This is a genomic window from Pseudomonas sp. GD04058, assembly GCF_029836855.1.
In the GTDB taxonomy this organism is placed as follows: Bacteria; Pseudomonadota; Gammaproteobacteria; order Pseudomonadales; family Pseudomonadaceae; genus Aquipseudomonas; species Aquipseudomonas bharatica.
This window is the reverse complement of record NZ_JAOECN010000003.1, coordinates 254,680-275,442: the sequence shown is the minus strand read 5'-3', so window position 1 is coordinate 275,442 and position 20,763 is coordinate 254,680. Positions and strand designations below refer to the sequence as shown.

Below are 20,763 nucleotides of genomic sequence, written 5' to 3'. Positions count from 1 at the left end.
CAATAAAGAACTGCTAACAAAGCGTGTTCCGCCAAAAAGCATCCGCTTCCACACTGTCATCACGGATCGGGAATCACCCCGCCCCGCATAACTACAGTCAGGAGCCGGACCATGAAGATTCATCACCATCCCCTCTCGGGCCATGCCCATCGCGCCGTACTGTTCGCTTCGCTGCTGGGCGTGCCCCACGAGCTGGTCGAAGTGGATCTGGCCGCTGGGGCGCACAAGTCACCCGCGTTCCTCGCCCTGAACCCGTTCGGGCAGATCCCGGTGCTGGAAGATGGCGAGATCGTGGTCGCCGATTCCAACGCGATCCTGGTCTACCTGGCGAAGAAAGCCGGGCGCACCGACTGGCTGCCGGAAGACGCGCCGGGCGCTGCGCGTGTGCAGCGCTGGCTGTCGGTAGCCGCTGGCGAACTGGCCTACGGTGCCTGTGCCGCGCGCCTGGTCACTGTGTTCAACGCCAGCTTCAACGCCGAGGAAGTCATTGCCCGTGCCCATGTGCTGCTCGAACGCCTGGAGCAGCACCTCAGCGATCGCGACTGGCTGGCCGCCGACCACCCGACCATCGCCGACGTAGCGATCTACAGCTATGTGGCCCAGGCACCGGAGGGCAATGTCGACCTGTCCGGCTACCCCGCCGTCAATGCCTTCCTGAACCGCTTCGAAGCGCTGCCCGGCTTCGTGCCCTTCACCCAGAGCCGGGCCGGTCTGAGAGCCTGATCCCCTGCCCAATCCACGGGAGTAACCGACATGGCCATGCACCTGAAAAAGCTCTCCACCTGGCATGAAGGCGAGAAATTCATCCAGGAGAAAGTCGGCGTTGCCGAGCGCATGGAAGGTGTCGGCCAACGCGTGGTACGGGATTTCATGCCCGACCAGCATCGCGCATTCTATGCCGGGCTGCCCTTCATGGTGCTGGGCAGCGTGGATACCGAAGGCGATGCCTGGGCGAGCGTACTCGAAGGCCGGCCCGGCTTCATGAGCTCGCCCTCGCCCACGACCCTGGATATTGCAGCCCGACCGGACCCTCTGGATCCGGCCGGGGATGGAATGCACGACGGCGCAGCGGTAGGCCTGCTGGGCATCGAGTTGCATACCCGGCGGCGCAATCGCATGAACGGGGTGTTGTCGCGTCTCGACGCCGGCTTTCGGGTCGAAGTGGACCAGAGCTTCGGCAACTGCCCGCGCTACATCCAGTTGCGCGACTTTTCCTTTGCCCGGGATCCGCAGGTTGCGTTCTCGGGGCAGCTAGAGGAGCTTGCGCAACTCGATGCCGCCGCGCGCCAGTTGATCGAGGCTGCCGATGCGTTCTACGTCGCCACCTACGCCGACCGCGAGGCGCGCCGCCAGGTCGATGTGTCCCATCGCGGCGGCAAGCCCGGTTTCGTCCGTGTGGGCGAGGACGGCCTGCTCACCATCCCGGACTTCAACGGCAACCTGTTCTTTTCCACCCTCGGCAATATCCATCTGAACGGCAAAGCCGGGCTGTTGTTCGTTGACTACGAAAACGGCGATGTCCTGCAGATGACCGGCGATGCCGAGGTGATCTTCGAGTCACCGGAAATCGCCGCTTTCCAGGGCGCGGAGCGCCTGTGGAGCTTCAGGCCCCGGCGCATCGTGCGGCGCCCGGCAGGCCTGGCCCTGCGCTGGACGTTCCGGGCCCAGGGCGAAGCCGAAAGCTCGCTGTTGACCGATGACTGGCAGCGGACGGAGGAACGCCTGCGGGTTGCCTCGCTCTCCAGCCAGTGGCGACGTTTCAAGGTGGCGCAGGTGGTGCGGGAAAGTGCGTCGATCAATTCCTATTACCTGGAACCGCAGGACGGCGCTGGCCTGCTGCCATATCTGGCAGGCCAGCATCTGCCGATACGGGTGTCGATCCCCGGCGCGGACAAGCCATTGATCCGCACCTACACCCTTTCGACCGCGCCGTCCGACGGTCACTACCGTATCAGCGTGAAACGCGACGGGCTGGTCTCGTCCTGGCTGCATGAGCATCTGCACCAAGGCGATACCTTGGAAACCCGGGCTCCGGCTGGCGACTTCACCCTCGACGGCAGTGGCGATCGCCCTGTGGTGCTGCTGGCCGGTGGCGTCGGTATCACACCGATGCTGGCGATGGCACGCCATCTGGCATTCGAAGGCCGGCGTACCCAGCGCATGCGCCCGGTCACGCTGTTTTACGCGGCACGTTCGAAGCACGAGCGGGCGTTCGACCAGGAACTGGGCGAGCTTGGCATCACGCTGGTACGGGTGCTCAGCGATACCCGCGATGCCGAGGAAGGGATCGATTACGACGCCGCCGGCCGGATCGACATGCCACTGCTGACGCGTCACCTGGCGTTCGACGACTACGCGTTCTACCTGTGCGGATCACCGTCCTTCAGCCAGTCGCTGTACGACGGGCTGCACGGATACGGCGTGGCGGACGAGCGCATTCATGCCGAAGCCTTCGGACCGGCCTCGCTCAAGCGTTCCGCCAAACCACAGCCGACCGCCCTGCACGGCCCGGCGCCGGCCAGCACATCGATACCGGTGACCTTCATCGATTCATTGAAGGAAGCGCGCTGGGAACCCGGTTCCGGCACCTTGCTGGAACTGGCCGAAGCCCGCGGCCTCGCCCCGGAATTCAGTTGCCGCGAAGGTCACTGCGGCACCTGCAAGACCCGCCTGCTCAAGGGCGCGGTCAGCTACATCAAGGAACCCGCCGCCAAGGTTGGCGAGGATGAAGTCCTGGTCTGCTGCGCGGTACCTGCCGGCGAGGACCCGATCCAGCTTGCACTTTGATTTGTCTCATTCACTCAGTTTCAGGAGCCTTGCCATGTCTCGTCCCCCACTGCCCCCGTTCACCGAACAGAGCGCCATCGAAAAAGTCCGCCTTGCCGAGGATGGCTGGAACAGCCGCGACGCGGCCAAGGTCGCCCTGGCCTACACCCTGGATACCCGTTGGAGAAACCGCGCCGAGTTCGTCAACAACCGCGCCGACGCCGAGGCCTTCCTCACCCGCAAATGGAACCGCGAACTGGAGTACCGCCTGATCAAGGAGCTCTGGGCCTTTACCGGCAACCGCATCGCCGTGCGCTACGCCTACGAATACCGCGACGACAGCGGCCAGTGGTTCCGCGCCTACGGCAACGAGAACTGGGAGTTCGCCGAGGACGGGCTGATGCGTGCCAGGCATGCCAGCATCAACGAACAGCCGATCCGTGAGGAAGATCGCCGGTTCCACTGGCCGCTGGGCCGGCGGCCGGACGATCATCCGGGCCTGAGCCACTTTGGTTTCTGAAGCGGACACCGGACCAGGAAATGGCACATAATCCCGGGCACCCCGACCGTGTCCCGGGTCTGGCCGGAGACACTCAAGACACGCGACCGTACCGAAGGAAACACAGCGCAATGGATCGTTGGCTGGCAATGCGGGTGTTCGTCAAGGTGGCGGAAACCGAGAGCTTCGCCAAGACCGCCCGGGCGGTGCATATGAGCGCCCCGGCGGTCACGCGGATCATTGCCGCGCTGGAAGACCTGGTCGGTGCCCGGCTGCTGGTGCGCACCACCCGCTCGGTCAAGACCACCGAGGCCGGGGCGCGTTATCTCACCGATTGCCGGCGCATCCTCGGTGACATCGCCGAAGCCGAGGCCGCGGCGGCCGGGCATTACAGCGAGCCGTCCGGGACCCTGGCGATCACCGCGCCGATTCTCTTCGGGCAAATGCATGTCCTGCCCATCATCACCGAGTACCTCGACAGCTATCCGGGCATGCGTGCCCGTACGCTGTTCATCGATCGGCAGGTGAATATCGTCGAGGAGGGCCTTGATCTCGCCGTGCGCATCGGCCATCTGGCCGATTCAGGACTGACGGCGATACGGGTCGGTGCGGTGCGGCACCTGATCTGTGGCGCCCCGGCCTATCTGGAGAAACACGGAACACCGCGCACCCCAGCCGAGCTGAAGGACCACCGCATCGTCGCCTCCGACAGCTCCTGGGCCCTGCCGGATTGGCGTTTCGCCGCAGGGCAAAGGATCACCATCGACCCGGTGCTGATGTGCAACACCAACCAGGCGGTAATCGACGCCGCACGCTCGGGATGGGGCCTGACCCGGGTGCTGCATTACCAGGTCGGGCCGGCATTGCAGGCGGGCGAATTGCAGGTGGTGCTGGAAGAATTCGAGGAACCGCCGCTGCCGATCCACCTGGTGTACCCGCAGGGGCGGCAGGCGCCAGCGAAGGTGCGGGCATTCGTGGATATGGCAGTGGAACGGTTGCGGGGGAATCCGATTTTTGGCTGAGAGGCCTCGAAACGTGAACTCACCTGCCCGCGAACGCCGCAGCCCGCTCAGGGCTGCGCCAGTCGTCCGGCCGTGTAGTCGCGCGCGAGCGCGATAAACGCCTGGAAGGCTGCGGAAGAATTGCGGCGGTTGTAGTAATAGAGGCACAGCGGCACGAGTGGCGGTGTCCAGTCTTCGAGGATACGCACGAGCCGGCCCGCGGCGATGTCTTCACGGACATCGGCTTCCATGAAGTAGCCGATCCCCACGCCATTGGCTACCGCGATCCTGGCCAGGGATGCTTCGTCAAGCGTGATCGGCCCCTCGACATCCAGTTGCAGTTCCTCACCGCCCTTCTCGAAACGCCACCGGAACAACGTGCCATCGGGAAGCCGCACGCGAACACAGGGGTAAGCGAGCAGGTCCTGCGGCACTTTAGGAATAGCCCTGTTTTCGAAGAAGGCGGCTGATGCGGCAACCGCCATGCGTCTGCGCTGCCCCAACGGTATGGCGATCGCGTCGCTGGGCACCAGGTCAGCGCTGCGCACTGCCAGATCGAAGCCCGCCGCCACGACGTCAACCAAGCGCCCCTCGGTGACGATGTCGATATGAACCTGCGGATAGCGCTGCAGATACTCCAGGACCAATGGCGCCATGATCTCGCGCGCGGCTGTTGCAAAGGCATTGATGCGCAACGTGCCGGACGGCGTTTCCTGATGGGAGCGCGCCGTATTCATCGCGTTCTGGATGCCATCGAGCGCCGGTTTGATCTGTTCGACGAAGATGCGCCCCGCATCGGTAAGCGAGACGCTGCGCGTGGTGCGGTTGAACAAACGCACGGCAAGGTCCCGCTCGAGCTTGCCTACCGCGCTGCTGATGGCCGTACTCGACATGCCGAGTTCCAGCGCCGCAGCTCGAAACGAACCACAACGCACGATGGCCAGAACGGCCTCGAGTTCGATCAGCGAATGGCGAGTCATTGTCCTGATTTCCGTGATACTCCATGCGACTTTATCTGGCTTATCAGGCGAAAAGTCCACCGCTAGATTGACGCCATCACTGCCGAGGAGATGAACATGTCAATCAAGCTACCCAAACCGATCACCGACTTTGTCGAGGCAAACGCCAGACTCGATATCGACGGCATGATGGAACCCTTCCTGAAGGATGCCGTTTTCGTGGACAACGGCAAACGCTACGTAGGGCTGGCCGAAATCCGCCGACTGCTCGTGGAAGAAGCGATCGCGGTGAAGGCGATTTTCGAGCCCGATACCGCTCGCGAAGAAGATGGCGCTGTGGTGCTCGAGGGGCCCGCTCATGGCGACTTCCCCGGCAGCCCGCTGCGTTTCACCTATCGCTTCACGCTCCTGGATGAGGCCATCAAGACCTTGGAGACCAGGGTATGGAAATGAAGGCAGATCCTTGCGAGTTTGCCGGCAAGCGCGTGCTCGTCAGCGGCGGCACCAAGGGGCTGGGTCGCGCCACGGTCGAGCGCTTCCTGGCCGGCGGAGCCCGGGTCATCACGGCTGCCCGTACGATCAAGGATCCCATCGAGGGCGTTGAATACGTGCAAGGGGACCTGACGACTGCGAAGGATGGAGAAGACTTTGCCAGGGCGGCACTTGAGCGGCTGGGCGGTATCGACATCCTTGTCCATGTCATCGGTGGGTCCACTTCGCCGGCGGGTGGCTTTGCCGCACTGACAGACGAGCATTGGCTCGCCGAACTGAACCTCAACCTGCTGGCAACCGTGCGCCTCGATCGCCTGTTGATTCCGCAGATGCTGGAGCGAGGCAAGGGCACCGTGGTGCATGTCACCTCGATCCAGTCCGTTCTACCGTTGCCCGAGTCCACCACGGGATACGCCGCAGCCAAGGCCGCGCTGAGAACCTACAGCAAGTCGATCTCGAAAGAGCTCGGCCCCAAGGGGGTGCGGGTCAACGCCGTCTCGCCCGGCTGGATCATGACCGAGGCCACTGAAGACTTTCTGAAAATGCTCAGTAAATCCGGCGGCACTATCGAGGAAGCGCGTCAGTCCGTGCTCGATGCCCTGGGCGGGATCCCGATCGGGCGCGGAGCCGAACCTGAAGAGGTGGCCGACCTTATCGCCTACCTCGCCGCCGACCGTGCTGCTGCGATCCACGGCGCCGAGTTTGTCATCGATGGCGGGACGATCAGGACGGTATAGCGCCTCGATCAGGGTGTAGAAAGCGACCCTGACCTGCCAGCGGCAAAAAACCAGAAGCCCGCAATTGCGGGCTTCTGGTTTTTTGCTAGATCGTGCCGACGCGGGGATCCGGTGTTTGGTTGAGCACCTCGTCCGCGACAAGCCCGAAACCCTGTAGGAGCTGGCTTGCCTGCTCCTACAGGGTCCTTGCTTTGGCATCCAGAGGATTTCTGGTTACCGATCAGCTCACCCCACAATACACCTTGCGACCACTTACCCAGGTTTCCTCGACCAGGATGTCACGCATGTTGACGCGGTCCTCCGGCTTCCATTTCAGAGGGTTCTTGGCCAGTACCACCAGATCGGCTTGCTTGCCGTCCAGCAGTGAGCCGATCTGGTGATCGAGGTGGCATTGCCATGCCGCGTCGATGGTCACGGCGCGCAGCGCCTGCTCCACGTCGAGACACTCGTTTTTGTTGAGCACCTCGCCACTCGCCTCCATCACCCGGGTGATCGCCTGCTCCATGTAACGCAGCGGACCGAATGGCGTGACGAAGCGGTCGCTGTGCAGGCTGATACGTAGGCCACCCTTCAATGCCGAGGCACAGCGGTCCAGCAGGTTCGCGCGTTCCTCGCCAAGGATGGTGCTCTGGAATGCCTGGCCCCAGTAACCAACATGCCCGATCAGGAAGCTTGGCGAAATCGCCATGCGCTTCATCAGGCCGATCGCCTCGTCATGTAGCAGCGAGCAGTGCTCGATGCGATGGCGCTGCCAGGCCCAGGCCGGTTCGGTAGGGAACGGAGGTTTCGGCAACGGATCGTTTGCGGAAGGGATGGTACAGAGCGCCAATTGATAGGCAGAGAGCACATTGCTGATGGCTTCGTCGCCGTTGGCGTGGGTCAGGATTGGCCAGCCTGCGGAGGTCACGATCTGCATCACGTGCGCCAGTTGCCGGACCGGGCTGTAGTTGAACAAACCATAGGCACCGACACCCGGAACCTGATGTTCGTTGCAGCAGTGGTACGGCTCGCTTTGCAACCCGGTCAGCCCCTGATTCGAGCCATCGGCGATCAGCTTGATCGCACGCAGGGTGAAAAGACTGTTGGCGTCGCTAGTAAGCTCGGGCTTGTAGCAGTCGACCCAAGTCATGAGATTGTTGTCGTTGCCATACAGTGCACAACCGACGCGCAGGGTCATCGACGAGGTCTGCGCGAGCTGCCTCATCATGTCCACTTCCTGCGGCCCCTTGAACAATCCGATGCTTGCGTCGAACAAGGTAGTGATGCCGCGCTGGTTGGCTTCACGGAACACCTTCTGCAGGTTCGCCAGCAACTGCTCCTGGCCCAGCTGTGGCAGCGCCTTCAGCATCTGCGCAGATTGCTGCTCGGTCAGCACACCTGTCGGGAATTGCTCGGCGAGACCTGCCGCCTGCAGTGCGAGCGTGTTGGCGTAGCTGATATGGCCGGAGGCGTTGAGGAGGAAGATCTTGACGTGGGGACCGATTTCATGGAGCTCATCGAGTGTCTTGGCCACGATGTCCGTCCACTCCTTCATCAGTGAGGGATCGACACCGAAGCCCGTGACCCATTGCTCCTTGGGATCCTTGTCTTGCACTTTCCTGGCAGCCGCGCAGATCTTGGCCTTGATCTGCTCGATGTCATATCCCTTGTCCAGGTATTGGTTGCTGATCGGCGACAGGTCGGTCCAGTCGTGGATGAGCGCACTGGACATGAGGTGAGCGTGGGGGTCGATCAACCCCGGCAGCAACGTTTCTTCGCCCACCAGTTCCCGCACGACATACGGATAGGGCTTCATTGCCTCGCGTACATCCTCGATCTTGCCGCTGGCGATCACCATGCCGTTGGCGATGCCGATGGCATCTACCGTCAGATCCAGGTGCTGAGGATCCGGGTAGATGGTTCCTCCCACGAAGATCACCGAACTCTGCGGACCGAGCGGCGTTGCTTGATGGGTTTGCGCAAGCAGGGCCTGCCAGGCGTCAGGATCATGCTCATAGAGCGGCAGCATGCCAGGCGTGCAGCAGGCACAGCCGAATTGAGGACGTTGGGACATGATGATTCCTTTCAATAGGTGGTGGTCCAGGGAATGACGCTGAACATCGCATGGCACGATTGCAGTCCGGTTATCCACGCGTCCCGCAGCACGGCGGGTTCGAGAGGCCGTCCTGTTCCCTGTCCGATCGCCTCGCTAACGTATCACTACGGATTGTAGGTGTACTCAGGATTTGGTCAGCACACATAGCAATTGGCCGCCACTTGTCTGCTGCCCGGCGGTACAGTGCCAAGGCGAAGTTCATGGCGCGCAATCCACACGCGTTCCGGCCCGCCCTCATCCTGTTCCGTATCCAAGGAGGCACGATGCAATACAGCCCGAAAGAGTTGGCTTACCTGTCAACCATCATCAAGCGAACGGCCGCCATCCGGGATTGGGATACGGATCTCAACAGCAGCGGGACGAAAAAGATCTCGGAGGTCCAGTGCATGCAGATTGTCGGTGAAGACAAGATCTTCATCGCCACCAATCCCGGCGAACAGGATGCAGTGCGGCATTACCTGAGCGGTTTCGGCGTCAACAATGCCCTGGACTTCGAGCGCTGCCTGTTCATGAGCCATGAGCTGCTGAGCATGCGCCATCAACTGTTCAACGATGCCGTGACCGTCAGGCTGAACAACGACACCAAGCGCAAGTACAGCGGCCAGGAAAAGCTGGTCATCGACAGTTTTAGGAAACCATCCTTTCTCGCCGGCAATTACCTGAAGCTGTACCAGGACATGTTCAATGTCATCAATGACGGGGGCACCGATCCGGCAGGAAGGAAACTCAGCTGGTTCCTGCGTAAATTGATTGCATGTCCCGTCACTACCAATGCGGTCAAGGGCACCGGGGCGCCGCTCGCGGTACTGTATGAGTATTCCAAGGCCGTTGCGGTCAATGTGCTCGACAGCATCGAGAACGTACATGCCGAGATCGTGCTGCTGACCTTCCTGGCGGAGGAAGTGACGACCAACCCGCACATGTTCGAGAACAAGGTGGTTCACCTGGGCGGGGCGAAGAAAGCCTGCGCACATTGCGCGGCATGGATTGCCCTGTACAAGCGCTGGATGCTGAACACCTACAAGGTCAAGGTCAGGACCACCGAGAACGACGGCGGTGACACGCGTGGCGAAGCCAACGCAGCGGAGACCAGCCAACGGCCGAGTCGTCCCGCGCTCGCGACCCTCAGGGGTGCGCCCAAACTGTTGTTCACTTCCGCCGGTGCGACCGATCTGCATCACCTGAACACAATGGCCGATGACGAAGACCTCTGGTTACTGAAGAAACACGCCTGAACGGCAGCCAAAAACGCCGAAAGCCCGCAATTACGCGGGCTTCCGGTGTGTTCATTGCCACTCGATGCCGGCTTATGCCGGACGGGGGATCATTCCCACTCGATCGTCGCCGGCGGCTTGCTCGACACATCGTAGGTCACCCGCGAGATCCCCTCGATCTCGTTGATGATCCGCCCACTGACAGTCTCCAGCAGCTCGTACGGCAGGTGCGCCCAGCGCGCGGTCATGAAGTCCACGGTCTCGACGGCGCGCAGGGCGACGACCCAGGCGTAGCGACGGCCGTCACCGACCACGCCCACCGATTTGACCGGCTGGAACACCACGAAAGCCTGGCTGGTCTTGTGGTACCAGTCGGCCTTGCGCAGTTCTTCGATGAAGATGTGGTCGGCACGACGCAGCAGGTCGGCGTATTCCTTCTTCACTTCGCCGAGGATGCGCACCCCCAGGCCCGGGCCCGGGAACGGGTGGCGGTAGACCATGTCGTACGGCAGGCCCAGTTCCAGGCCGATCTTGCGCACTTCGTCCTTGAACAGTTCGCGCAGCGGCTCGACCAGCTTGAGATTCATTTCCTCCGGCAGGCCACCGACGTTGTGGTGCGACTTGATCACGTGGGCCTTGCCGCTCTTGGCGCCAGCCGATTCGATGACGTCCGGGTAGATGGTGCCCTGGGCGAGGAACTGGATGTTCTCCAGCTTGCTGGCCTCGGCATCGAACACGTCGATGAAGGTGCGGCCGATGATCTTGCGCTTCTTCTCCGGGTCGGACTCGCCGGCCAGGTTGTCGAGGAACTGCGCTTCGGCATCGGCACGGATGACCTTGACGCCCATGTTCTCCTTGAACATGGCCATGACCTGGTCACCTTCGTGCAGGCGCAGCAGGCCGTTGTCGACGAAGACGCAGGTCAGCTGGTCGCCGATGGCGCGGTGCAGCAGCGCGGCGACCACCGAGGAGTCGACGCCGCCGGACAGGCCCAGCAGGACGTTGGCCGAACCCACCTGCTCGCGAACCTGGGCGATGGCGTCCTCGACGATGTTCGAGGCGGTCCACAGGGCTTCGCAACCGCAGATATCGAGGATGAAGCGCGAGAGGATGCGGCCGCCCTGCTTGGTGTGGGTCACTTCCGGGTGGAACTGCACGCCGTAGTAACCGCGGGTATCGTCGAACATGCCGGCGATCGGGCAGCTCGGGGTGCTGGCCAGGACGTGGAAGTCCTGCGGCATGCGGGTGACCTTGTCACCGTGGCTCATCCATACGTCCAGGCCGAGCACGCCGTCGTCATCGACGTGGTCCTCGATGCCGTCCAGCAGGCGGCTCTTGCCGACCACGTCGACACGGGCGTAGCCGAACTCGCGCAGGTCCGAACCCTCGACCTTGCCGCCCATCTGCTCGGCCATGGTCTGCATGCCGTAGCAGATGCCCAGCACCGGCACGTTCAGGTCGAACACGGCCTGCGGCGCGCGTGGGCTGTTGGCTTCGTGGACCGACTCAGGGCCGCCGGCCAGGATGATGCCGCGCGGGTTGAAAGCACGAATCGCTTCATCGTCCATGTCGAACGGGTGCAGTTCGCAGTACACGCCGATTTCGCGCACGCGGCGGGCGATCAGCTGGGTGTACTGGGAACCGAAGTCGAGAATCAGGATGCGGTGAGCGTGAATGTCGAGGGCCATGACTCAATCTCGTCAGTGGTAATCGGAAACGACGCGGGGCTGTTCGATAACAGCCCCGCTGAACGGTGTTGCCAGGAGCATCAACCTACGCGGTAGTTTGGCGCTTCCTTGGTGATCTGTACGTCATGCACATGGGACTCGGCCATGCCGGCACCGGTGATGCGCACGAACTCGGGCTTGGTGCGCATCTCTTCGATGGTGGCGCTGCCGGTGTAGCCCATCGACGAACGCAGGCCGCCCATCAACTGGTGGATGATCGCGGCCAGTGCGCCCTTGTAGGGAACGCGGCCTTCGATGCCTTCCGGTACCAGTTTCTCGGCGCCGGCCGAGGAGTCCTGGAAGTAGCGGTCCGAAGAGCCTTGCGCCTGGGCCATCGCGCCCAGCGAACCCATGCCGCGGTAGGCCTTGTAGGAGCGGCCCTGGAACAGTTCGACTTCGCCCGGGGCTTCTTCGGTACCGGCGAACATCGAGCCCATCATCACGCACGAAGCGCCGGCGACGATGGCCTTGGACAGGTCACCGGAGAAGCGGATGCCACCGTCGGCGATCAGCGGAACGCCAGTACCTTCGAGGGCTTCGGCAACGTTGGCGATGGCACTGATCTGCGGCACGCCGACGCCGGCAACGATACGGGTGGTGCAGATGGAGCCCGGGCCGATACCGACCTTGACCGCATCGGCGCCGGCTTCGGCCAGGGCCTTGGCGGCAGCGCCGGTGGCAATGTTGCCGCCGATCACCTGCACTTGCGGGAAGTTCTCCTTGACCCAGCGAACGCGGTCGATGACGCCCTTGGAGTGACCGTGGGCGGTGTCCACCACCACCACGTCGACGCCGGCGGCAACCAGGGCGGCAACGCGCTCGCCGGTGTCCTTGCCGGTACCGACCGCGGCGCCGACGCGCAGGCGGCCCTGGTCGTCCTTGCTCGCCAGCGGGTAGGCCTTGGCCTTCTCGATGTCCTTGACGGTCATCATGCCCTTCAGGTTGAAGTCGGCATCGACGATCAGGACTTTCTCCAGGCGGTGCTTGTGCAGCAGCTCGCGGACTTCGTTCTTGTCGGCGCCCTCGCGCACGGTGACCAGACGCTCTTTCGGCGTCATCACGTCGCGCACGGCCGCATCGAGGCGGGTTTCGAAACGCACGTCGCGGGAAGTGACGATGCCGACCAGGTCGCCGTTGTGCAGCACCGGTACGCCGGAGATGTTGTTCAGGCGGGTCAGCTCGAAGAGGTCACGCACGGTGGCTTCGGCATCGATGGTGATCGGATCCTTGACCACGCCGGCCTCGAACTTCTTGACCTTGCGGACTTCGCCGGCCTGCTGCTCGATGGTCATGTTCTTGTGGATGATGCCGATGCCGCCTTCCTGCGCCATGGCAATGGCCAGGCGGGCTTCGGTCACGGTATCCATGGCGGCGGAGACCAACGGAATGTTCAGCTCGATGCCACGGGTCAAACGGGTCTTGAGGCTGACTTCGTTGGGCAGTACCTCGGAATAGCCAGGTACAAGGAGAATGTCGTCGAAGGTCAGGGCTTCTTGGCTGATACGCAGCATCGCGGGGGCTCCCGGGCGGGAAAAATGGAAGCGCGCCATTATACTCATGCGCGCCGTTTCGCTCAATGTAAAGATGGGCCTTCGGTCAGTTGCCCGACAGCGTTCCACGCACCACGGCTACCGGCTGGTCGAGCCAATCGGCGAAGGCATCGAGGAAGGCCGGTTTGAAACCGGCATCGGCCCACCCATTGAAGATGAAGCCCAGGTTGGAAAAGGCACACGGCTGGAGAAAGAGAAAGCCGTTTATATCGTCTTCATGGCCGCATTCGGGGCAAGTGAAGTTGTCGGTCTGCGCTGGCATCCACTCTTCGAGGCTTTCGAACAGCGCCTCGCCGATCTCCCGGCGGCACTCGGGGCAGCCCGCTTCCTCGAGGAAATCCACCGACGGTGTATAGATGCAGCGCTTGGTGATGATCTCCAGGCCGTTGACCCGCTTGCCGAACGGCAGCAGTTCGGGGCGCTCGACCACCTTGCGCGCGCCCTCGGCAATGGCATGGGCCATGCGGTTGCCGGTGCCGCCGCAGGTGCTCAGGCCCTCCTCGACGATCTTCTCGCGCACCAGCCAGCGCAGGATGGCCCGTGCACGGGCTTCGTGCACGGGGATGGAGGACATTCGGGGAACGATGATGCTCTGGGTGATCATGACAGCGGTCGGGTCGGGTCGAGGCGGCAAGTTTAACCCGACCCTGGCGCTTCTCACAGGTGGACGCGGAATCTCCCGTCCTCGATCTTCATCTCGTAGGGATGGTCCGGGCCCACGCCGAGGTAGTCATGGACCTCAGGGATCCTGGCCACGATGTGACTGAAATGGCCTTCCAGCAAGCCATCTTCGGTATTTTTCCGAATACGGACTTTTCCGCTGACGATATCGGCTGACACCAGATAGGTTCCGGGCTCGACCAGAGGCGGGTCTACAAAGGTCATAGCGTACATGAACAAGATAGGGGAATTGGGGCCGATGGGGTAGGAACCATCATATACGTCGTACAACAATCCGAAGTTCACCTCCTCCTTGTCTGCGTCATGTGGCGGCGCAGCGAAATTCAGTCCGATGACCATCCCGCCGGCAAACAGCGGAGGCCTGTGGAACTCCGTGATATCGGGTTTGAACGAACGGCGCTGTCCTCCTTCCAGTTTCTCGAACATCGCCTGCATCTCATTGCCATTGGCACCGGCGCTGCCATTGGTCCTCTGTCGGTCGGAATCGAGTACCCAGATCCCCGTGTCCTTGGTCTCGGACAGAGGACGTAGTGCACCGTAGATGCGGCGCATGACTTCGGTTGAATCTTTCATCGCAATACTCCAAAAGTGGGCAAGTCCCTTTCGGGGAGAAGGGCACGTTTCGGAGTCTGAAAAGATCGACTGATAGCAACAACTGACAGAAATAACAGGTAAATCCCGCGACGGCTCTACCGCGCATTACCAACCGACCTGAGGCAAGCAACGGCCAATCAGCGCCGTTCCTCTGGCCAGCACCAGCCAGGCCAAAGCCCATGCACGGATTCGTGCATGGGGGACGGACGACGTCCGCGCAACGCTGACGCCCAGGGCGAGCATGATGGCAATCGGGTCGGTTGAAAACGATCAGCCTGCCCGAGCAATCAGCGTGCATCTCACAGGCGTACGCTGAATCGCCCGTTCAGCATCTTCATTTCATAATCCTGGCCCGGGCCGACGCCGATGTCTTGATCAACCTTGTGGATCCTGACCAATACGTCACGGAAGCTTCCCGCTACCACGCCTTGCATCCAGTCGTTCTGCAGCAGGATCATTCCGCTGATGACTTTGAAGGATACCGCTACGTCGCCATCTGGACAGCATGGCGGCGCCCGGAAATACAGCTGGTAGTTGATAGCGGCCACCCCACTGGTTACCGAGTAGTAGCCGTTGGGCAAATCCTCCAGGAAGGCAACACCCACGGCCTCTGCATAGGCTTGGTGCGGCGGAGCTGTAAAGTGGCGGCCCGACACGTGATTGATATTGGAGTGTTTGATGAATTCCGTTTGTTCTGCCACAAACTCCCTGCGCGCTCCCCCTTCAACCATCTCGAACAACGCCGAAAGCTGGCCGTTGCGTGGGTTGGCGCTTGCCGGCGCGGACACCAGACGAGAATCGGACAGCCAGATCCGGTTGTCTTCTGCATCGGAAAAAGGACGTTGAAAAACACTGCCGCAGCGCATGGCTGCTTGAAGATCGTTCATCGCAATAACTCCTGATAACGCTCTCTCAGTGGCGGAGAGCACGATCGGAGTTTCATGACCTGCATTCGTCGCAACAACTCACGGATCTACGGGCTTGACGCGGCAATGGCTCTATCCCAAGCCTCACACGGCCACATGGGTCAACCAGCGACCGATCAGCGCCACCCCGCTGGCCAGCACCAGCCAGGTGACCAGGCGCACGAATGCCTCGCGCGACATGTTCAAGGTCAAGCGCCGCCCTACCCGCAGCCCGAGGACCATCATCGGCAGCAGGCACGCCGCCAACAGCAGCAACGGCAGGTCGGCATAGACCCCGGCGATCAGGAACAGGCTCAGGCGCACCACCGTGCTGCAACTGATCAGTGCGCTTTGGGTCGCCCGCACCTGCTCCGTCGAGTCCAGCCGGGCATTGAGGTACAGCGCATAAAGGAAGCCGCCACTGCCGAACAGCGCGCCGAACAGTCCGCCCATGGTTCCCGCCGGCACCGACCAGCCCGCCGCCAGGTTCGCCGGCCTGACCTTCACCGCCAGGCTGTACAGCGCGTAGGCGCTGATGAACAGGCCCATGAGCAACATCAGCACATCGGCATGCAGGTTGAGCAGGAACACCACGCCCAGGGTGCAGCCCAAGGCCATGAACGGCAGCAGGCGCAGCAGCTCGCCCCTGCTCACCGCCTTGCGTGCCGGCAGCCAGTTGCCAAAGGCCGCGACGAAGTCCAGCAGCACCAGCAGCGGGATGATCCGCGACAACGGCATGAAGTTGATCAGGATCGGGCCAGCCACCAGCGCGGTACCGAATCCGGCAATGCCGAAGACCACGTAGGCAGCGGCCACACCCAGCAGGATCGGCAGCCAGTCGAGCAAGGAGAACGGCAATTGGGCGAACAGGTCGGCGAGCATCCGGGTAATACCTTCGATTTGTTTTCAGCGCACCTTAACCGGCGCTGAGCCATGCCGACTAATATGCAATATCGCCATTAGCCATCTTGAAACGGCATAGCTCATGATTTCTACCCGCCAACTGCGCTACTTCGTTGAAATCGCCGAAAGCGGCAGCTTCAGCGCCGCTGCAGAACGTCTATATATCGCCCAGTCGGCCCTGAGCCGGCAGATTCGCGAACTGGAGCAGCAGCTGGATACTGCGCTGTTCGAACGCACCGCGCGGCTGCCACGCCTGACCGCTGCCGGTACGGCGTTCCTGCCCAAGGCGCGCAACCTGCTGCAGGACCTGGACAAGGCCAGCGACCTGGCCCGCGCCGTCGGCCAGGGGCGGCGCGGCAGCCTGCGCCTGAGTCATTCCAGCACGGTGCCATTGACCGGGGCCTTGTTGCATCAGGTCAGCAGCTATTTGCATGACAACCCTGGCGTATCGATGGAGATAGCCCAGCTTTCCTCGGAGGGCCAGCTTGAAGAACTGGTCGACGGACGCCTGGACATCGGCCTGTTGCGCTTGCCAGTGCTGCGCCAGCATGAAGGCCTGTGCGTCGAGCCCTTGTTCCAGGAACCGCTGTTGCTGGCGGTCGCCGATACCCATCCCTTGGCGCATCACAACAGCATCCGGCTGGCGGATCTGTCGGACCAGCCTTTCATTTCCATCCCGCATCGCCAGCGTGGCGGCCTGAGCTACCTGTCGGCGGAACTGTGCATGGCCGCCGGGTTCTTTCCGCGGCCGGCGCGGGTGGTGTCGCGCAAAACCACTCAATTGCAATTGATCCAGGCCGGGTTCGGGGTGGCGTTGCTGCCTCGCTGCATGCGGGACATCGCCCCGGTTTCGCTGCGGTTCATCCCATTGGTCGATCCCGGCTGCGTCAGTACGGTGGCCATAGCCCACCGCCGCGACGCCGGGCCGCTGGTCAGGCAGTTCCTCGGGCATATGCAGGCACAGCGTGCTTGACCCTGAAGTAACTAAAGGGTCCAACCTTGGTGAAAACACGGAGGCTTTGCCATGCGCACGCAACAGGACTATCTACAACGCACTGAAATACTCGACTTCGACGCACCGCCGATCACCCGCCTCATCGACTCGCGCGGCTGGCGGCAATTGCCAGCGGAACAGGCGGCCCGTGCCGTCTACGAGTTCTGCCGCGACGAGATCCTGTTCGGTTACAACGCCGGTGCCGACAGCCTGCCCGCCTCGGCGATCCTTGCCGAGGGCCTGGGGCACTGCAACACCAAGTCCAACCTGCTGATGGCCCTGCTCCGCGCCCTCGGCATTGCCTGCCGGCTGCGGGCCTTCACCATCGACAAGCGCCTGCAGAAAGGGGCGATGACCGCGTTCGTGTACTTCATGGCGCCGCGGGAAATCCTCCACACCTGGGTCGAGGTCGAACTGCACGGGCAATGGGTAGTGCTGGAAGGGGTGATTCTCGACCAGCACTACCTGCGCGCGGTACAGGACAGGTTCAGCAACTGCCAGCACGCCTTCCTCGGCTATGCCGTGGCCACCCCGTCGCTGGCCGAACCGGCCGTGCAATGGACCGGCCGCGACACCTACATCCAGCGCGAGGGCATTGCCCGCGAGCTGGGGCTATATGTCTCGCCGGATGATTTCTACCGCGAGCACAAGACCAACCTGAACGGGGTGAAGGGCTGGCTGTACCACAACTTCTTCTACAAGTTGCTCAACGACAATGTGCGCAGGATTCGCGAAGGCGCACCGGGTAGCCAGGCCTGCAATCATCAATCAGGTTGAAAAACAACGACGCGTCCCCTGTGGGAGCGGAACCAGCTCATTTACCACTGTTCTGTGGGAGCTGGCTTGTCGGACCGCCGAACCGCAGCGATTGCGATGGTGAATTCACTGCCGTCATCGCTGGCAAGCCAGCTCCCACAGGGTCCGGGGCCAGCCTGACCCACGCCGTGACGCCGAAGACCGCCAATGCCGTGGCGCCCGCGCCGCTGAACCAGTCCCTGGCCATGAACCAGGGCGGCCGGACCGATGGTCTGGTCAACCGGGTCATGTACCTAAAGGCTGGCGCGGCCCCCTGTGGGAGCGTGGCTTGCCCGCGAAGGGCCGCAAAGCGGCCCCAAATCCTGCCACGCCGAACATCTGGGACACTGAGGCCAAGCAGGCGCTGAATCCAGAAGAGCTTTCTCCACCTAGCTCGTGCTGGATGGTTTTGGGGCCGCCTTGCGGCCCTTCGCGGGCAAGCCACGCTCCTACGGATCCTAAGTTGATCCACCATCCGAGCCCTCGGCGAACGATGTGTAGATACCCATGCCCGACAAGGCAGGACACCTCGCCCCGCGATCCTTTATAGTGCCGCCCATGATCAGAGACCCTTTCGAACGCCTCGGCCTCGACCGTGAAGTACTCACCGTCAGCCAACTCAACGGCCGCGCCCGCGTGCTGCTGGAAGATGTCTTCAGCAGCATCTGGGTCGAGGGCGAGATATCCAACCTCGCCCGCCCCGCCTCCGGCCATGTGTATTTCACCCTGAAGGACAGCGGTGCCCAGGTGCGCTGCGCGCTGTTCCGCAATAACGCGGCGCGGGTCCGCCAGGCCTTGCGTGACGGGCTGGCGGTGAAGGTGCGCGGCAAGGTCTCGCTGTTCGAGGGCCGCGGCGACTACCAGTTGATCCTCGACACGGTCGAGCCGGCCGGCGACGGCGCCTTGCGCCTGGCCTTCGAGGCACTCAAGGAAAAGCTCGGCGCCGAGGGCCTGTTCGCTGCCGAGCGCAAGCGCGCGCTGCCGGCGCATCCGCAGCGCATCGGCATCATCAGCTCGCCCACCGGCGCGGTGATCCGCGACATCATCAGCGTGTTCCGCCGTCGTGCCCCGCAGGTCGAACTGAACCTGGTGCCCACCGCCGTGCAAGGCCGCGAAGCCATCGGGCAGATCGTCCGCGCCCTGCGGAAGGCCGATGCCCAGGGCTTCGACGCGCTGATCCTGGCCCGAGGCGGCGGTTCGCTGGAAGACCTCTGGTGCTTCAACGAAGAAGCCGTGGCCCGCGCCATCGCCGCCTGCGTGACGCCGATCGTCAGCGCGGTGGGACATGAAACCGATGTCTCGATCAGCGACTTCGTCGCCGATGTCCGCGCGCCGACGCCGTCGGCCGCCGCCGAGCTGCTGGCGCCCGACAGCAGCGACCTGCAACGCCGCCTGGAAAGCCTGCAACGGCGCCTGTTGCTGCGCATGCAGAACCGCCTGATGCACGATCGCCTGCGCCTCGACGGACTCAGCCGGCGCCTGCGTCATCCGGGCGAACGCCTGCGCCAGCAGGCCCAGCGCCTCGATGACCTGGACATGCGCCTGCGCCGCGCCTTCGAGCAGCGCCTGAACCAGCGCCGCGAACGCCTGGCCCGTCTCGATACGCGCCTTGCCGCGCAGCATCCGGGACGTACCCTGGCGCTGCTCAAGCAGCGCCTGGACAACCTGTCCGCGCGCCTGCCCCGAGCCATGCGCGACACCCTGAAGGATCGCCGCCAGCAGCTCCAGGCCCAGGTGCAGATGCTCGAAGTGGTCAGCCCCCTGGCCACCCTCGGTCGCGGCTACAGCATCCTGCTCGACGAACGCGGCCAGGCGATTCGCAGCGCCGCGCAAACGAACAATGGCCAGCGTCTCAAAGCCCGCCTCGGCGAAGGCGAGTTGCTGGTGCGGGTCGAGGACAACCACCAGACCCCGGTCACGCTTTCCCTTCTGGACTGAACCCATGCCACGACTGCTTTGCGCCTTTCTCCTGCTGTGCCTGACCTTCGCCGGCAGCGCCCATGCCAGCTACATCACTCGCCAGTTGAACAAACCGGTACCCGGCGGTGTGGCGGTGATCGACCTCGGGCCCTCGGCCCAAGCGCCGAGTGCGCGCTTCGACGGCAAGCCGGTACTGGTGGTGAAGGAGCAGGACAACTGGCTGGCCATCGTCGGCATTCCCCTGACCCAGAAGCCCGGCGTTGCCCGCATCACCCAGGGCAGCCGCACCCTGGAGTTCAGGGTCGGCAGCAAGAAGTACCAGGAACAGCACATCACCTTGAAGAACCAGCGCCAGGTCAACCCGAACCCGGCCGACCTCAAGCGCATCGACGCCGAGCTGGCCGAGCAGATCAAGGCCTACCGCAGCTTCAGCCCCGGTACGCCGAGCAACCTGATCCTCGACAAGCCGGTCAGCGGCCCGCTGTCCAGCCGCTTCGGCGTGCGCCGTTTCTTCAATGGCGAAGAACGCAATCCGCATTCCGGCCTGGACTTCGCCGTGCCCGCCGGCACGCCGGTGAAGACCCCGGCCAACGGCAAGGTGATCCTCACCGGCAGCTATTTCTTCAACGGCAACACGGTGTTCGTCGATCATGGCCAGGGTTTCATCAGCATGTTCTGCCACCTGTCGAAGATCGATGTGAAAACCGGACAGGTGCTGACCCGCGGGGCGGTGATCGGCAAGGTCGGCTCCACCGGCCGGGCCACCGGGCCGCACATGCACTGGAACGTCAGCCTGAACGATGCGCGGGTCGATCCGGCGATCTTCATCGGTGCGTTCCAACCCTGAACTATCCGCCAGGCGGCGCTGTTGCGCCAATCAAAAAGACCGCGCAACCGACGCGGTCTTTTTGATTGGAATGCGCGATTAAAT

The 20,763-nt window shown here is 62.9% G+C and carries 19 protein-coding genes and 1 pseudogene; 12 read left to right on the top strand and 8 right to left on the bottom strand.

Translation table 11 applies throughout. The features are described 5' to 3' along the window. The first annotated feature begins 111 nt into the window (after window positions 1-111). The 4 genes from N7650_RS04720 to N7650_RS04705 all read left to right on the top strand — a co-directional run bounded on the left by N7650_RS04720 (window position 112) and on the right by N7650_RS04705 (window position 4,287). Window positions 112-723 (top strand): glutathione S-transferase, encoded by a 612-nt coding sequence (locus N7650_RS04720; protein ID WP_279897229.1) that lies wholly within the window; start codon window positions 112-114, stop codon window positions 721-723. Between the two features lie 30 nt (window positions 724-753). After that, a complete protein-coding gene (locus N7650_RS04715) occupies window positions 754-2,787 on the top strand; it encodes a pyridoxamine 5'-phosphate oxidase family protein (protein ID WP_279897228.1) in 2,034 nt (677 codons plus the stop codon). A 34-nt stretch (window positions 2,788-2,821) separates the two neighbouring features. Then, window positions 2,822-3,286, top strand: coding sequence for a DUF1348 family protein (locus N7650_RS04710; protein ID WP_009403547.1), 465 nt, complete (start codon window positions 2,822-2,824; stop codon window positions 3,284-3,286). A gap of 110 nt (window positions 3,287-3,396) precedes the next feature. Then, window positions 3,397-4,287 carry a LysR family transcriptional regulator gene (locus N7650_RS04705; RefSeq protein WP_009403546.1) on the top strand — a complete coding sequence of 297 codons (891 nt, stop codon included), beginning with the start codon at window positions 3,397-3,399 and terminating at the stop codon, window positions 4,285-4,287. Between the two features lie 47 nt (window positions 4,288-4,334). Here N7650_RS04705 and N7650_RS04700 read toward each other — a convergent pair whose 3' ends face one another. Next, entirely contained in the window at window positions 4,335-5,246 is a 912-nt protein-coding gene (locus N7650_RS04700; RefSeq protein WP_279897227.1) for a LysR family transcriptional regulator, read from the bottom strand. Between the two features lie 96 nt (window positions 5,247-5,342). Here N7650_RS04700 and N7650_RS04695 point away from each other — a divergent pair, with 96 nt between their 5' ends. Both N7650_RS04695 and N7650_RS04690 read left to right on the top strand, forming a co-directional pair. Continuing rightward, complete coding sequence (locus N7650_RS04695) at window positions 5,343-5,678, top strand: nuclear transport factor 2 family protein (RefSeq protein ID WP_279897226.1); 336 nt, start codon at window positions 5,343-5,345, stop codon at window positions 5,676-5,678. Further along, complete coding sequence (locus N7650_RS04690; RefSeq protein WP_279897225.1) at window positions 5,669-6,454, top strand: SDR family oxidoreductase; 786 nt, start codon at window positions 5,669-5,671, stop codon at window positions 6,452-6,454. Before N7650_RS04695 ends, N7650_RS04690 begins: the two co-directional genes overlap by 10 nt. 220 nt (window positions 6,455-6,674) lie before the next feature. Here N7650_RS04690 and N7650_RS04685 read toward each other — a convergent pair whose 3' ends face one another. Continuing rightward, entirely contained in the window at window positions 6,675-8,585 is a 1,911-nt protein-coding gene (locus N7650_RS04685; RefSeq protein WP_279897224.1) for an amidohydrolase, read from the bottom strand. A gap of 164 nt (window positions 8,586-8,749) precedes the next feature. Between N7650_RS04685 and N7650_RS04680 the strand changes: the two genes are divergently transcribed. Further along, on the top strand, window positions 8,750-9,784 hold the full coding sequence (locus N7650_RS04680) for a hypothetical protein (protein WP_279897223.1): 1,035 nt from the start codon (window positions 8,750-8,752) through the stop codon (window positions 9,782-9,784). A gap of 89 nt (window positions 9,785-9,873) precedes the next feature. Here N7650_RS04680 and guaA read toward each other — a convergent pair whose 3' ends face one another. The 6 genes from guaA to N7650_RS04650 form a co-directional block, all read right to left on the bottom strand. Continuing rightward, entirely contained in the window at window positions 9,874-11,451 is a 1,578-nt protein-coding gene (gene guaA / locus N7650_RS04675) for a glutamine-hydrolyzing GMP synthase (protein WP_009398330.1), read from the bottom strand. A gap of 80 nt (window positions 11,452-11,531) precedes the next feature. Then, window positions 11,532-13,001 carry an IMP dehydrogenase gene (gene guaB / locus N7650_RS04670; RefSeq protein WP_009398329.1) on the bottom strand — a complete coding sequence of 490 codons (1,470 nt, stop codon included), beginning with the start codon at window positions 12,999-13,001 and terminating at the stop codon, window positions 11,532-11,534. A gap of 85 nt (window positions 13,002-13,086) precedes the next feature. Next, window positions 13,087-13,644, bottom strand: coding sequence for a sugar ABC transporter ATPase (locus N7650_RS04665; RefSeq protein ID WP_279897222.1), 558 nt, complete (start codon window positions 13,642-13,644; stop codon window positions 13,087-13,089). Window positions 13,645-13,697: 53 nt separating this feature from the next. Then, window positions 13,698-14,294, bottom strand: coding sequence for a hypothetical protein (locus N7650_RS04660; RefSeq protein ID WP_009398327.1), 597 nt, complete (start codon window positions 14,292-14,294; stop codon window positions 13,698-13,700). Window positions 14,295-14,614: 320 nt separating this feature from the next. Next, window positions 14,615-15,202, bottom strand: coding sequence for a hypothetical protein (locus N7650_RS04655; protein ID WP_009398326.1), 588 nt, complete (start codon window positions 15,200-15,202; stop codon window positions 14,615-14,617). A 123-nt stretch (window positions 15,203-15,325) separates the two neighbouring features. After that, window positions 15,326-16,090, bottom strand: coding sequence for a sulfite exporter TauE/SafE family protein (locus N7650_RS04650; protein ID WP_279897244.1), 765 nt, complete (start codon window positions 16,088-16,090; stop codon window positions 15,326-15,328). Between the two features lie 115 nt (window positions 16,091-16,205). On the opposite strand from N7650_RS04650, the gene N7650_RS04645 reads away from it, so the two are divergent. From N7650_RS04645 to N7650_RS04625, 5 genes and pseudogenes are all read left to right on the top strand, one after another. Then, window positions 16,206-17,096 carry a LysR family transcriptional regulator gene (locus tag N7650_RS04645; RefSeq protein ID WP_009398324.1) on the top strand — a complete coding sequence of 297 codons (891 nt, stop codon included), beginning with the start codon at window positions 16,206-16,208 and terminating at the stop codon, window positions 17,094-17,096. A 51-nt stretch (window positions 17,097-17,147) separates the two neighbouring features. Next, window positions 17,148-17,894 (top strand): transglutaminase-like domain-containing protein, encoded by a 747-nt coding sequence (locus N7650_RS04640; protein ID WP_279897221.1) that lies wholly within the window; start codon window positions 17,148-17,150, stop codon window positions 17,892-17,894. Window positions 17,895-18,043: 149 nt separating this feature from the next. Then, a pseudogene (locus N7650_RS04635) lies at window positions 18,044-18,175 on the top strand (flagellar hook-length control protein FliK); the annotation flags it as partial. Window positions 18,176-18,470: 295 nt separating this feature from the next. Then, entirely contained in the window at window positions 18,471-19,850 is a 1,380-nt protein-coding gene (xseA, locus tag N7650_RS04630; RefSeq protein ID WP_279897220.1) for an exodeoxyribonuclease VII large subunit, read from the top strand. A gap of 4 nt (window positions 19,851-19,854) precedes the next feature. Beyond that, a complete protein-coding gene (locus tag N7650_RS04625) occupies window positions 19,855-20,679 on the top strand; it encodes a M23 family metallopeptidase (protein ID WP_279897219.1) in 825 nt (274 codons plus the stop codon). Window positions 20,680-20,763: the final 84 nt, after the last annotated feature.

What these genes read in the sequence shown, in the direction of transcription:
- N7650_RS04720 (WP_279897229.1), top strand. Translation starts at nt 112, where the DNA reads ATGAAGATTCATCACCATCCCCTCTCGGGCCATGCCCATCGCGCCGTA.
- N7650_RS04715 (WP_279897228.1), top strand. Translation starts at nt 754, where the DNA reads ATGGCCATGCACCTGAAAAAGCTCTCCACCTGGCATGAAGGCGAGAAA.
- N7650_RS04710 (WP_009403547.1), top strand. Translation starts at nt 2,822, where the DNA reads ATGTCTCGTCCCCCACTGCCCCCGTTCACCGAACAGAGCGCCATCGAA.
- N7650_RS04705 (WP_009403546.1), top strand. Translation starts at nt 3,397, where the DNA reads ATGGATCGTTGGCTGGCAATGCGGGTGTTCGTCAAGGTGGCGGAAACC.
- N7650_RS04700 (WP_279897227.1), bottom strand. Translation starts at nt 5,246, where the DNA reads ATGACTCGCCATTCGCTGATCGAACTCGAGGCCGTTCTGGCCATCGTG.
- N7650_RS04695 (WP_279897226.1), top strand. Translation starts at nt 5,343, where the DNA reads ATGTCAATCAAGCTACCCAAACCGATCACCGACTTTGTCGAGGCAAAC.
- N7650_RS04690 (WP_279897225.1), top strand. Translation starts at nt 5,669, where the DNA reads ATGGAAATGAAGGCAGATCCTTGCGAGTTTGCCGGCAAGCGCGTGCTC.
- N7650_RS04680 (WP_279897223.1), top strand. Translation starts at nt 8,750, where the DNA reads ATGGCGCGCAATCCACACGCGTTCCGGCCCGCCCTCATCCTGTTCCGT.
- guaA (WP_009398330.1), bottom strand. Translation starts at nt 11,451, where the DNA reads ATGGCCCTCGACATTCACGCTCACCGCATCCTGATTCTCGACTTCGGT.
- guaB (WP_009398329.1), bottom strand. Translation starts at nt 13,001, where the DNA reads ATGCTGCGTATCAGCCAAGAAGCCCTGACCTTCGACGACATTCTCCTT.
- N7650_RS04665 (WP_279897222.1), bottom strand. Translation starts at nt 13,644, where the DNA reads ATGATCACCCAGAGCATCATCGTTCCCCGAATGTCCTCCATCCCCGTG.
- N7650_RS04660 (WP_009398327.1), bottom strand. Translation starts at nt 14,294, where the DNA reads ATGAAAGATTCAACCGAAGTCATGCGCCGCATCTACGGTGCACTACGT.
- N7650_RS04655 (WP_009398326.1), bottom strand. Translation starts at nt 15,202, where the DNA reads ATGAACGATCTTCAAGCAGCCATGCGCTGCGGCAGTGTTTTTCAACGT.
- N7650_RS04645 (WP_009398324.1), top strand. Translation starts at nt 16,206, where the DNA reads ATGATTTCTACCCGCCAACTGCGCTACTTCGTTGAAATCGCCGAAAGC.
- N7650_RS04640 (WP_279897221.1), top strand. Translation starts at nt 17,148, where the DNA reads ATGCGCACGCAACAGGACTATCTACAACGCACTGAAATACTCGACTTC.
- xseA (WP_279897220.1), top strand. Translation starts at nt 18,471, where the DNA reads ATGATCAGAGACCCTTTCGAACGCCTCGGCCTCGACCGTGAAGTACTC.
- N7650_RS04625 (WP_279897219.1), top strand. Translation starts at nt 19,855, where the DNA reads ATGCCACGACTGCTTTGCGCCTTTCTCCTGCTGTGCCTGACCTTCGCC.